The sequence below is a fragment of the Mycobacteroides sp. H001 genome, assembly GCF_001440005.1.
GTDB lineage: Bacteria > Actinomycetota > Actinomycetes > Mycobacteriales > Mycobacteriaceae > Mycobacterium > Mycobacterium gwanakae.
In genome coordinates, this window is record NZ_LJYH01000021.1 from 383596 (window position 1) to 395620 (window position 12025).

The following is a 12025-nucleotide window of genomic DNA, read 5'->3' on the forward strand; positions in this document are numbered from 1 at the left end:
AGTCACCAATCCGGGCCCCGGGGATCAGGCGCGGCACCCGGAGGTTGTCGGTGGACGGCCATAGACTTCCCGTGTGAAGTTCCTGCACACCGCTGACTGGCAGCTCGGTATGACCCGGCATTTCCTTGCCGGCGAAGCTCAGCCGCAGTATTCAGCCGCGCGTAGGGAGGCTATCGCCACCCTTGGCGAGGTTGCTGTGGCTGAGGGTTGCGACTTCATGGTGGTGTGTGGAGATGTCTTCGAATCCAACCAGCTGGCCCCACGCGTCATCAGTCAGGCGCTGGAGGTGATGCGTGGCGTCGGGGTGGACATCTATCTGCTGCCCGGCAACCACGATCCCCTGGATGCCGCCTCGGTGTACACCAGTGAGCTGTTCCTGGCCGAGAAGCCCGCGAACGTCCACGTCCTCGATACCGCGGGCGTGCATCGGGTGGCTGCCGGTGTCGAGCTGGTCGCGGTGCCGTGGCGTTCGAAGGCACCCACGCATGATCTGGTGGCCGAACAGCTGGAGGCTCTGCCCGTTGACGGCACCCGGCGCATCGTGGTGGCCCACGGCGGTGTGGACGTGCTGGACCCCGACCCGACGAAGCCGGCGCTCATCGTGCTGAAGGCCGTCGAGGACGCCATTGCCCGTGGCGCGGTCCATTACGTGGCGTTGGGGGACAAGCACTCCCGGACCCAGGTGGGTTCCACCGGGCGGGTTTGGTACTCGGGGGCGCCCGAGGTCACCAACTACGACGATGTCGAATCCGATCCGGGACATGCTCTCGTGGTCGACCTGGACGAATCGGGTGCGGTGCAGGTGGATGCCCATCACGTGGGCAGATGGCGGTTCGTGACGTTGCGGCGGTCGGTGGACAACGCACGCGATATCGCCGATCTCGGACTCAATCTCGAACTGCTGCCCGACAAAGAACGCACGGTGGTGCGTCTGGCGCTCACGGGCACGCTCAGCGTGACCGATAACGCCGTGCTGGAAGAGTGCCTGGACAAGTACACGCGGCTTTTCGCCAGCGTGCGGGCGTGGGAGCGGCACACCGATATTGTTGTGGTGCCTGCCGACGGAGAGTTCAGTGATCTCGGTGTCGGTGGTTTCGCTGAATCCGCGATCGCCGAGCTGAAGGAGATGGCGGCCGCTGGCGGAGCATCGTCGGCGGATGCCCAGGGCGCGTTGTCGCTGTTACTGCGTCTCACCTCCAGTGCCGGGCGAGGCGGATCGGCCAAGGGCGGCGCGGTGACACGAGGGTCGGCGGCGTGAAGCTGCACCGGCTCTCGGTCACCAACTATCGCGGAATCGCTCATCGCGACATCACTTTTCCCGATCGCGGTGTTGTGGTGGTCAGCGGAGCGAACGAGATCGGCAAGACGTCCATGATCGAGGCGCTGGACCTGCTGATCGAATCCAAGGATCGCTCCACCAAGAAGGACGTCAAGCAGGTCAAGCCCACATTTGCGGACGTAGGCTCCGAGATTGAAGCCGAGATCAGCTGTGGCCCCTATCGATTCGTGTATCGGAAGCGTTTCCACAAGCGCGCCGAGACGCATCTGACGGTCATCGAGCCGCGCCGCGAACAGCTCTCCGGCGATGAGGCGCATCAGCGGGTGCTGGACATGCTGGATCAGTCCATCGACATGAACTTGTGGAAGGCGCAGCGGGTTCTGCAGTCGGCGGGTGCGGGCGTACTCGATCTGTCATCGAGCGATGCGCTAACCCGCGCCCTGGATCTTGCTGCCGGACAGTCGGTTGCGCTGTCGGGTAGCGAGCCCGATCTGGTGGAGCGGATCGACGCCGAGTACGCGCTGTACTTCACCGCGACGGGGCGTCCCACCGGTGAATGGGCCAAGGCCGGCGTCCGGCTGACCGCCGCTGAGGATGCGCTTGCCGTCGCCAACGCGGCCGTGGCCGAGGTCGAGCAACAGGTTCGTGAGCACGACGAGCTGACCCGGGAGCTGGCCTCCGTCATCGCCGACCGTGCCGAGGTTAGTCGTCGGCTGGCACCGTTGGAGCAGGCCTCGCAAGCCGTTTCGACCTTGATGCAACAACGCGATAACGCAGCGGTGGTCGCGGAGGCGGCGCAGGCCGCGGCGGTGGCGGCACAGACCAAACGTGACGAGCGGGCCCAACTGGTCGCCGATATCCAGGCTCGTCGCGCCGGGATCGATGGCCTCGCCGAACAGGTGTCGGCCGCGAAGGAAGCGCACGCTGAGGCGCAACAGGTAGCAGAGGCGGCGGAGGTTGCCGCGGCCCGGATGGCCCAGGAAGTCGAGGCTACCCGCGCTCAACTGCAGTCGGCCCGCGACACTTTGGACCGCGCGTTGGCCCGGGATGAGGTGGATGGATTGGCGGCCCGGGTGTCGCGTGTCGACCTCACTACCCGGCAGTTGACCACGGCCGGCGCGGAACTTTCGGCACTGGCAATCACCGCACAGACCCTCGGTGCTATCGAGGCTGCCGCGCAAACCGTGGGCATGGCAGAGGTGGCTCTGGACACCGCTTCGGCGCAGGTGGAGGTGCGTGCGCTCGCCGATGTCGACATCACCGTCGATGGCCGCCAGCTGCGGGTTGCGGCCGGGGAGCAGTGGGCGAGTGCGGCCACCGATACCGTTGAGATCACCGCTCCCGGCGTGGCAGTCACCCGAATCATTCCGGGGGCCAACGCGGCTCAGCTGCGTGGAAACCTCGATGCGGCTCGTGAGGCACTCACCGGCGCCTTGGCGGCTGCTGGTGTAGCCGATGTCGGTGAGGCCCAGAAGCAGTACGAGCGGCGGACCGAGCTGAATGCTGAACGCGACCGGTTGACGGCACTGCTCGATGGGCTGATGGGGTCGGAGAGTCTTGACGCACTGCGTGAAAAGCTGAGCCGCTTGCGCGAGTTGGCGCCGGAGGCCAACGGTCTGTGGGATGCGATCGATCCGGCGCAGGCTCGTACAGAGGTCGCCCGATTGGTGGCCGAGGTGGAGCGGCTGCAGGCCGAAGAGGTCACCCACCGCCACGCCGCCCAGGTCGCCAATCAGAAACTCGCCGAGAAGTCCACCGAGGCAATGGTATTGCGAGAGAAGCAGGGCGCTCGCGCCGAAGAATTGGCCGCCGTGGAGCAGCGCCTGGCCCAGGTTCGGGCATCGGCCTCCGACGATCTGCTGACCGAACGTCATGACCAGGCGGTCCAAGCGGCAGACCTGACCGCCCGTCGCATCAACGATCTGATGAGTCAGTTGGCTGCGCTCGAGGCTGATCGGGTACGCGCCGAACTCGGCGAGGTCTCCGCGCGGGCACAGCGGCTGGATCAGCAGCACGACTCGTTGCGTCATCGGCTACGCGATATCGCGGTGCGTCTGGAAGTGTTCGGCAGGCAGGGCCGTAAGGACCAGCTGGATGCGGCGGCTTCCGAGCGTGAATATGCGGCAACGGAATTCGCCCGGATCGGGGCGAAGGCCCGAGCCGTCGACACCTTGCGATCGGTGATGCTGCGGCACCGGGACGGCATGAGATTGCGTTATGTCGACCCATTCCGTGCGGAGCTAGAGCGGTTGGGGCGCATGGTCTTCGGCCCCACCTTCGAAGTGGACGTCGACAGCGATCTGAGTATTCGCAGCCGGACGCTGGAAGGCCGAACGGTGCCCTACGAGTCGTTATCGGGTGGTGCGAAGGAACAACTGGGCATCGTCGCGCGATTGGCGAGCGCCGCGTTGGTGGCGCCGCAGGATGCGGTGCCGGTCATCATCGACGACGCGCTGGGATTCACTGACAGCGACAGGCTGGAGCGTATGGGTGAGGTGTTCGGCGCGGTGGGCACCGAGGCGCAGGTGATCGTGCTGACCTGCAGCCCTGACCGCTATCACTCGGTCACCGGGGCACAGCGAATCAGCCTGTCGGCCTGAGTGACTCGGCTGCGCCGATACCCCTCAAAATCGGTGCCTCTCAGAAATACGCGTTCGCCGGAAGCGGCGTGCCGTGCAGCAGGTTCTGGCCGATTACCCGGGCCTTGTAGTGCACCGGATTATGCAGGCTGATGGTCCGGATGTTCCGCCAGTGCCGGTCCAGATTTCGGCTCCGGCTGGAGGCGCTGGCACCACCCAGGTCCAGCAGCTTGGTGGCGGCATCGAGTGCCACGGCATCGATGTGGACCTTGGCCTTGGCGACCGCGAGTTGGGCTTCCTCGGCGAGCTGCGCATCGGGAACTCCGTCGCGCAGGGACGCGGTGGCGGCATCAATGGCATCGGCCGCGGCAAGAACCGCAGCCTCGGCCGCGAACGCGGTTGCGCTGAGCTCGCCCAGGGTGCGTTGTAACAACGGATCATCAACAGGGCGTTCGGTGAGAGCATGGCTGAAGTTGCGCTGCCGGGAACGCAGCAGTGCCGCGCCGTCATCCACGACCGACCGCAGCACTCCGGCGACAATCGCCAGGATGTAGAGCTGCAACGACGCATACTGCGTGGTGGGCACCGGGGCCGCGTCATACGGTGTGTCGGAAAGGATTTCGTTGCTGGCGACATCGACCTGAGTAAAGATCGTGGTGCCCGTACCGGTGCGTCGCTGGCCGAATCCATCCCAGTCGTCCACCAGCCGCACCCCGTCGCGATCGCCGGGGACGATGACCGATGCGATCGAATCGTGGTCGGTGGTTGCGGTGACCGTCAGGTAGTCCGCGAACAAGGTCCCGGTGCTGTAGAACTTCTCGCCATTCAACCGATATCCATCACCGGCCGGCAGTAGACGGGTGTTGAACACCAGACTTCCGACGGCCAAGGTCCCCTTCTCGCTGAATGCATTGGCGAACAGGTTGCCTTCGTTCACCTTCGTCAGCCAGGCGGCCGACGTGGGATCAGAAAGCGTGCGCAGCCGTTCTTCGACGAACCAGAAGTGAGTGCGGAAGATGTGCGCGACGATGGGGTCGGCCTGCGCTATATCGATGATGGCGGAAAAGATTTGCCGCACAGAAAGTCCTGCGCCGCCGAGTTCGACGGGGATACGCAGCCGGCCGATCCCCGCTTCCTTGAGCAGCCGAACCTGGTCGAAGGGATTCTCGTCGTCAAGGTCACGTTCTCGTGCCCCGCCGGCGACCTGGGCGAGCAGATTCCGGTAGGTCTCGGTGCCGGGCAGTGCGCGGATTTCGAGGACTGACGGAGCGGAGGTCATGTCTTCGTTGTACGCAGCATGCCTATTGACGGCATCGCTTTGAATCACCCAGAACCGAAGCGGCAATATGGGTCACGATGATTCGCATAGTTCGTTCGTGGTTTCCGTGCTTTCGCTGGCTCACCCTGGTGTGTGCTTTGGCGATCGCGTGCCTGCTGTTGTTCACGCCCGGCAGCGCAGTCCCGTCCGGACCGCCCGGGGCGGACAAGGTGGTGCATTTTCTGATTTTCGGGATGCTGGCGGTGTCCTCGCGATTCGCAAGGATCGGTGAAAGGTTCACACTGGCCTGGGTTCTGGCCTTCGCTGCGTGTTCAGAGGTTATTCAGGCGCTGTGGGTTCCGCGCCGGGACGGAAGTCTGCTTGATGTGCTTGCCGATGCGGTCGGCATGCTCATGGGACTCTGGTTGTGGCAGAAGATTCGTCCTGTGCACCGGCAGCAGTCGGCTTCGGGATGACGGTCGTGACGCTGCCGGTGTGAGCCAGCCCGCTGGTGACCAGGTCTAACTGGCGCAGCGCGCGATTGAGGGCCGCTTGCGCGTCGGCGTCGCTGGGGTGATCGGTATCCACCAGCATGCCGATGGTGTTGAGAATCGAGCCGGCGATGAGTTCGGCGGCGATCTCGAGATCTTCGGTGGTGTGGTGGTTCGTTGCGGGATTGCGCGCGAGCTCGACCACGACATCGTTGGTGAGCATGCGCATCTCGTTGTTGATGGCACGCCGAACCTGCGGCGAGCCGCCATGACGTTCACGCACCAGAAACCGGAAGTTGTTCGCATGCTCGCTCACCCGGTCGACCATGAGTCCGAGAATTTTGGCAGGGTTGTCACTGCCCACCTCGCGCCGGGCCTGACGGAAGGTGTCACGAAGCGCACGAACGCTCTCTTCGGCCAGGACCGTGCCCAGGTCCTCCATCGATTCGAAATGCCGATAGAACGCCGTGGGAACCAAACCTGCGGACTTGGCCACCTCGCGCAGGCTCACGGCGGCGAAGCCACGCACCTTGAGTAGATCCAAGGTCCCGTCGAGCAGTGCGCGGCGGGTGTGCAGCTTCTTTTCAGCACGACTATGGCGCATACCTGTCAGTGTACGGTCGTGCTCTTATCGATTGGCTTCTTTTGTTCGAAACCGTGTTGAGGCCTGGTATTGACAGGTTCATCTACGTTACGCACACTGATCTCAGTGCACGATTGTTCACTATTTGGCCACCGAATTCGAAGGGGCAGTGCAGCATGGTGGGACCTGTAGAGCGCAACGTCAACGTGGTCCAGGAGGTCGTGGAGTCGGTCGGGTCTCGTGTCGGCCGGATCATCCGCATCATCACGCGGACGGTGGGAGAAGTTGGCCAGGAGCTGAGCGGCGTTGTGGCCGACGGGTTCGAAATCGCGGAGGCCAACAAGAGGGCCCGAGCTGACCATGAGCGCTGGGGCGCCTCGGCTGAGGCAGATCTGGACGACGCGGCCGACGACGATGCCGAGGAAGGCGAACTCGTCGACCTCGATGACGAGGACCACGACGATGACGCTGCCGACGCGGGGGCCGATGACAAGAACGACGCCGTGGCGGAAGAGGTGACTTCCGGATCAGAGGTTGACGAGGCGCACGACGGCGTCTCCGAGCAGGAAAGGGTCTAACCGTGTCGGCTCCAGCGTTGCAGCCAGAACCCCTTTCCGCGCCGGTCGCCACGGCGGCCCGTGAATGTCCGGTCAACCACGACCTCTATCCGGGCGGGCCGACCTTCCTGCGGTGGCATAACACCAAGGTGGGCTATCTGAAGTCGTGGCGTCTCGCACTCGGGGCGGTCTGGTCCACCTACCGGCACACCATCTCCGAGTACCTCGCCGACTTGCCCGGGCAGGATGACGTCATCGTCGCGCGGGCGCCCATGCGTAAGACGGTGATTGTCCGCAATCCGGAACTGGCCCGTCATGTGCTGGTGGCCAATCAGGACAATTACATCAAGAGCGCCGAATACGATCTGCTGGCAGTCGGTTTCGGCCGCGGGCTGGTGACCGATCTCAACGAGGGACTCTGGAACCGAAATCGTCGGCTGGTGCAGCCGATCTTCGCCAAGCGCCAGGTCGATCTGTTCGCCCCGCAGATGGCCGAGGCCAGTGCGCGCACCCTCGCCCGGTGGGACGAGCTGTACGCCCAGGGGAAAGCGGTCGATGTCACCGCCGAGATGAACTACCTGACCATGGATATCGTCGCGCAAACGATGTTCGGTATCGATCTGTCCGGCGACATGGCCGAGAAAATGCGGATCAACTTCGCACGCCTGCTCAAGCTCTTCGGTGTGGGCTACATCGTGGGGGCGGCGCCGCCGCTGCGCTGGTTCGTGGACAAGCTCGCCACCCACGGCCCCGATGAGTTGGCGTCACACACCCCGAGGTTGGCTATACGCGCGTTGCGTATCGGCGCGTCGGTGGCCGCGCCGCGGACCATGAGGGGGCTGCGCTGGGTTGAGCGCACCATCGATCAGCTCATCGCCGATCATCACTCCGGCCGGATCACCAGGCAGGACAACCTGTTGGCGCTGTTGATGGCCGCCGAAGATCCCGAAACGGGCGCTAGGTATACGGATCTGGAGATCCGCGATGAACTGATGACCTTCCTCGGTGCGGGCTTTGAGACCACCGCTGCTGCGCTCGCGTGGACCTGGTATCTGTTGTCCCGCAATCCCGATGCGCGTGCGAAACTCGGCGAAGAGGTCGACCGGGTGCTCGGTGGACGGTTACCCACCGCCGCGGATGTCGACAATCTGCCGTGGACCGCCGCGGTGCTGAATGAGGCGATGCGGGTGTACCCGCCGATCTTGGGATTGGCGCGTGCTGCGAAGGCCGATGACGTGCTGGGTGATTACCCGATTCCGGCCGGTACCACCGTCACCGTGTTGATCGACAGCATCCACCACAACGAGCGGGTGTGGGAGAACGCCAGGACCTTCGATCCCGCACGGTTCCTCAAGGAGAACCTGCAGCCCGAACAGCGCAAGGCGCACATGCCCTTTGGGGCGGGCAAGCGCATGTGTATCGCCTCGGGCTTCGCGAACCTGGAGGCCATCATCGGAATCGCGTCGCTGGCCCAGAAATACGAGCTGGAAATGGTGCCGGGTCAGAAGCCGCGCCGCGAGGTGACCTTCACGGGAGGGCCCGAGGGCGAGATCCTCATGCAGCTGCGTAAACGCCATCCCTGGGGCTGAACTGCGCAGGCTTGCCTGAGGATGTCAGCGGCGCCGCACCGTCATGAGCCCGTTGTTCTTCGGGCAGGAGGCGACCCCGCGTGAGTGCCACTTTTCGTTGGGCGCCGTCGTGGTCTCGATGGTGAAGTGCCGCAACACGGTCCGCAGGACAATGTCCATCTCCATGTTGGCGAAGGCCGCACCGACGCAGCGCCGGGTTCCGCCGCCGTAGGGAACCCACGAGTTGCCGGGTTTGGCGTCGGTGAAGCGTTCCGGGTCGAAACGCTCGGGGCTGGGGAAAGCCGCCGGGTCGTCATGCATCAAATTGATGCTCACCACCAGGGAGTGGCCCTGGGGGATTCGGTAGGGCCCGATGTCGACGTAGGGCGCCAGCACGTGACGCCCCGCGAAGTCGATGACCGGCCGGCTGCGTTGTACCTCAAGGATTGTCGCCTGGCGGTATTCGTTGCTCTCGGTCTTTGCCTCCTCGGCCAGGCGCGACAGTACCTGTGGGTGACGGGTGATCCGTTCGAAGGCCCACGCCAGAGTGGTGGCGGTGGTCTCGTGGCCGGCCGCCAGCAGAGTGAGTAGTTCGTCGGAGACATCGCTACGCGACATGGTGGTGCCGTCGTCGTAGGTGGACCGCAACAGCAGGGCGAGGATATCGGTGCGATCCTCGAAATCTGGTGCGGCGAGCGCCTTGTCGATGAGAAGTGCGATCACCTCGTCGTACCGCGCGCGGTAGGCCTTCAATCGGCCCCACGGACTGAACCGCCCATAGACCCGTTTCGGTTGCGGCACCCGAGTGGTCAGAGACGCCAGTACCACCCACGGTGGAATCAGCTCGCGTAGCACGTTCAGCTCGGCTCCGTCGGCGCCGAAGACCGCGCGCAAGATGGCGTTGAGGGTTATCCGCATCATCGGTTCCATGGTCTGGAACTGCTGACCCTCTGGCCATGACGCGCATTCGCGCAGCGTCTCTTCCTCGATGATCTGCTCGTACTGAATCATGGCCTTGCCGTGAAACTTTGGTGCGAGGAGCTTGCGTCGATGGCGGTGCTCGTTGCGCTCCAAGGCGAAGACCGATCCGGGTCCGAGCTGCTGGCTCAGATTGGGCTGGATATTGCCCAGAATCTCGGTGCTGGTGGTGAACACCTGCCGGGTGAGATCTGGGTCCGCCACCACGACCGTGTACCCGAATTTGGGGATGTTGATCGTGTAGACCTTGCCGTACTTCTTGGCCAGCCTGCTGGTGGTCCATCGCCGGGAGGCTACGAAGGCGATGCCCTGGGCCAGCTTGGGAAGTGCCACGAGCGGGGGAGCGGTCGGCTCGGGCGTATCGGCTTCTCGGTCGATGGTTGAGGCTTCGGTCACGTCACCCTCCACGGCGTTGTGGTGTTAGTAGACATGTGTCTTATAGCCCAGCCTACATCTGTCGTGTCGGTCACACCAGGGGGAATCGCGGGAGATTTCACCGGCGGGTCGACTTGACAGGGGTAACTCTGGCACCATGTATCTCGTCTGTCGCAGGAGTCACTGAGACTTGGAGGGCGCATTGATCACTCGATGGGCGACCACCTTGGTCGTCGGTGCCGTTCTCGCGCTGTGCACTCCCGCGATCGCGAACTCCGAGCCCATGGCGGCGGGCAAGGACTTCTCGAAGCCGGCCGTGGTCATCCTCGGGTACGGCCTTAAGCCCGATGGCTCGATGCGGGACAAGCTGTATCAGCGGGTCGTGACGGGCAGGGCGATCGCCAATATGTTCCCGAACTCGTTCATCATCGTGACCGGAGGTAATCCGCAAAACGGGGTGTCGGAGGCCGAGCAGATGCGCAATATGCTTGTCGGCCTTGGGTATCCATCCGATCGCATCATCGTGGAGCCCCGGGCCAACAGCACAGTGCAGAATGCGCAGTTCTCGGTGCCGCTGGCCAAACAGGCGGGCGCCTCGGGAATCATCTTGGTGACGAACTCGACCCATCAACAGCGCGCAGGCCGGAACTTCACTGACGCGGGGGGCAATGTGCTGGCCACCGCGAGCTTCCCCGATGGCGATGCGCCGACCAACATCGGACAGTTCATGCGCGACATCACCAGCCCGTTCCGCTGACGACTGCAGACAACTACCGGACGACCACAGTTCGCCTGAAGGGAATGAACCCGGCAGAATCGGTGGTTGACCGATCAGGGCGCTCATCGATGTGCGCATCTAGCCGCATACCGCACAGGAGCCCTATTCATGACTGCCGTTGTCGATTCACGCGTGCAGCCCGAGTCGCCGGTGTCACCACGCACTCGCCGAGGCGCGATTCTCGCACTTGCTATAGGTGGATTCGGGATCGGGACAACCGAATTCGTGGCGATGGGGCTGCTGCCCAACATCGCACACGGCTTCGGTGTCACCGAGCCTGAGGCCGGGCACGTCATCAGCGCCTATGCGCTGGGCGTGGTCGTGGGTGCACCGATCATCGCGGCACTCACCGCCCGGGCCTCGCGCCGAACCCTGCTCATCGCGCTCATGATCGCGTTCACGATCGGCAATGCGGCCACCGTCTTCGCGCCGGGTTATGCGGCGCTGATCGCCTCCAGGTTCGTCGCCGGGCTGCCGCACGGTGCGTATTTCGGCGTCGCGGCACTGGTGGCCGCACACCTTGCCGGCCCAGGGGAACGTGCCAAGGCAGTGGGGCAGACCATGCTGGGTTTGTCGGTGGCCAATGTCGTGGGTGTTCCGGTGGCCACCTGGCTGGGTAACACGGTGGGCTGGCGTTCGGCCTTCGCCGTCGTGGCGGTCATCGGCGTGGTCACGGTCGCGGCGTTGTTGCGGTTCTTGCCAGGGCTGACGGATATGAAGATCACGAATCCGCTGACAGAGCTCAGCGCGCTGCGACGCGCTCAGGTGTGGTTCACCCTGCTCATCGGCATCGTGGGCTTTGGCGGCATGTTCGCGTTCTACACCTACATCAGCACCACACTCACCAGCGTTTCCGGACTGTCGAGGGCCCTCGTCCCGCTTGCATTGGCGCTGTACGGCATCGGCATGGTCACCGGAAACGTGCTGGGCGGCTGGATGGCGGACCGCAGTGTCGTCAGGGCCATCGCTATCGGCCTGGTGCTGGTCGCCGTGATGCTGGTGATCTTCGCGGCGGTGTCGCGAAATCCTTGGGCGGCACTGGTGCTGGTGTTCGCCGTGGGAGTCTCCGGAACGTCACTGGTGCCCGCGCTGCAGACCCGATTGATGGACGTGGCAGACGACGCGCAGACATTGGCCGCCGCGCTGAACCATTCCGCGCTCAACATCGCCAATGCCGGCGGAGCCTGGCTCGGGGGCCTGGTCATCACCGCTGGGTATGGCTACCGCGCCCCTTCTCTGGTCGGCGCGGCGCTGGCGGTCGCGGGGCTCGTAGTACTCGCGTTGTCGCTGTTATACGCGCGGCGCCGTCCACGTACGCCGTTGGCGGGCTGAGTCGATCAGTGGGGGATGCCGCCCGGCGCCACCGTCGGGGGTGCGATTGTGGGCGGCGGCATGAAGCATGGCGGGACCCCCGGCGCGTACGGCGGAACGCATGGCTGGGGGAAACATTGCTGCCCGTTCCACCCTGATGGCTGATTGAACGGGCAGACCGGAATCGGGTCGGCATTCGCCACCGGCGCCCAGCACAGCGTCAATGCCAGACCAATCAGACCGAACACTGCTTTCTGGCGCACGAAGT

Annotated in this window: 11 protein-coding genes; 7 read left to right on the forward strand and 4 right to left on the reverse strand. The window is 64.3% G+C overall.

Going from position 1 to position 12025, the window contains the following annotated elements:
- The first annotated feature begins 73 nt into the window (after nucleotides 1–73).
- Together AOT83_RS03815 and AOT83_RS03820 are read left to right on the forward strand one after the other, a co-directional pair.
- Nucleotides 74–1258, forward strand: coding sequence for an exonuclease SbcCD subunit D (locus tag AOT83_RS03815; protein ID WP_057965137.1), 1185 nt, complete (start codon nucleotides 74–76; stop codon nucleotides 1256–1258).
- The gene (locus AOT83_RS03820; RefSeq protein ID WP_057965136.1) at nucleotides 1255–3879 is read left to right on the forward strand and encodes an AAA family ATPase; all 2625 of its coding nucleotides are present in this window, start codon (nucleotides 1255–1257) and stop codon (nucleotides 3877–3879) included. Before AOT83_RS03815 ends, AOT83_RS03820 begins: the two co-directional genes overlap by 4 nt.
- Nucleotides 3880–3919: 40 nt before the next feature.
- Here the strand turns inward: AOT83_RS03820 and AOT83_RS03825 are convergent, their stop codons facing one another.
- Complete coding sequence (locus AOT83_RS03825) at nucleotides 3920–5203, reverse strand: acyl-CoA dehydrogenase family protein (protein ID WP_196328257.1); 1284 nt, start codon at nucleotides 5201–5203, stop codon at nucleotides 3920–3922.
- A gap of 11 nt (nucleotides 5204–5214) precedes the next feature.
- On the opposite strand from AOT83_RS03825, the gene AOT83_RS03830 reads away from it, so the two are divergent.
- Entirely contained in the window at nucleotides 5215–5592 is a 378-nt protein-coding gene (locus AOT83_RS03830; protein ID WP_057980008.1) for a VanZ family protein, read from the forward strand.
- Here the strand turns inward: AOT83_RS03830 and AOT83_RS03835 are convergent.
- Nucleotides 5528–6211, reverse strand: coding sequence for a TetR family transcriptional regulator (locus tag AOT83_RS03835; protein ID WP_030094876.1), 684 nt, complete (start codon nucleotides 6209–6211; stop codon nucleotides 5528–5530). The two genes, AOT83_RS03830 and AOT83_RS03835, sit on opposite strands and share 65 nt — an antisense overlap.
- Nucleotides 6212–6366: 155 nt before the next feature.
- On the opposite strand from AOT83_RS03835, the gene AOT83_RS03840 reads away from it, so the two are divergent.
- Together AOT83_RS03840 and AOT83_RS03845 are read left to right on the forward strand one after the other, a co-directional pair.
- Entirely contained in the window at nucleotides 6367–6768 is a 402-nt protein-coding gene (locus tag AOT83_RS03840) for a hypothetical protein (RefSeq protein ID WP_057965134.1), read from the forward strand.
- A 2-nt stretch (nucleotides 6769–6770) separates the two neighbouring features.
- A complete protein-coding gene (locus AOT83_RS03845; protein WP_057965133.1) occupies nucleotides 6771–8336 on the forward strand; it encodes a cytochrome P450 in 1566 nt (521 codons plus the stop codon).
- Between the two features lie 24 nt (nucleotides 8337–8360).
- Here the strand turns inward: AOT83_RS03845 and AOT83_RS03850 are convergent, their stop codons facing one another.
- The gene (locus AOT83_RS03850) at nucleotides 8361–9701 is read right to left on the reverse strand and encodes a cytochrome P450 (protein WP_081343696.1); all 1341 of its coding nucleotides are present in this window, start codon (nucleotides 9699–9701) and stop codon (nucleotides 8361–8363) included.
- A 157-nt stretch (nucleotides 9702–9858) separates the two neighbouring features.
- On the opposite strand from AOT83_RS03850, the gene AOT83_RS03855 reads away from it, so the two are divergent.
- Both AOT83_RS03855 and AOT83_RS03860 read left to right on the forward strand, forming a co-directional pair.
- Complete coding sequence (locus tag AOT83_RS03855; protein WP_030094880.1) at nucleotides 9859–10425, forward strand: YdcF family protein; 567 nt, start codon at nucleotides 9859–9861, stop codon at nucleotides 10423–10425.
- A 129-nt stretch (nucleotides 10426–10554) separates the two neighbouring features.
- On the forward strand, nucleotides 10555–11778 hold the full coding sequence (locus AOT83_RS03860; RefSeq protein WP_030094881.1) for an MFS transporter: 1224 nt from the start codon (nucleotides 10555–10557) through the stop codon (nucleotides 11776–11778).
- Nucleotides 11779–11783: 5 nt separating this feature from the next.
- Here the strand turns inward: AOT83_RS03860 and AOT83_RS27585 are convergent, their stop codons facing one another.
- Nucleotides 11784–12020, reverse strand: coding sequence for a hypothetical protein (locus AOT83_RS27585; protein WP_125911104.1), 237 nt, complete (start codon nucleotides 12018–12020; stop codon nucleotides 11784–11786).
- Nucleotides 12021–12025 lie beyond the last annotated feature (5 nt).

Bases quoted from the DNA above. Each gene is read 5' to 3' on its own strand.
- AOT83_RS03830 (WP_057980008.1), top strand. From the start codon at position 5,215: ATGATTCGCATAGTTCGTTCGTGGTTTCCGTGCTTTCGCTGGCTCACC.
- AOT83_RS03835 (WP_030094876.1), bottom strand. From the start codon at position 6,211: ATGCGCCATAGTCGTGCTGAAAAGAAGCTGCACACCCGCCGCGCACTG.
- AOT83_RS03840 (WP_057965134.1), top strand. From the start codon at position 6,367: ATGGTGGGACCTGTAGAGCGCAACGTCAACGTGGTCCAGGAGGTCGTG.
- AOT83_RS03860 (WP_030094881.1), top strand. From the start codon at position 10,555: ATGACTGCCGTTGTCGATTCACGCGTGCAGCCCGAGTCGCCGGTGTCA.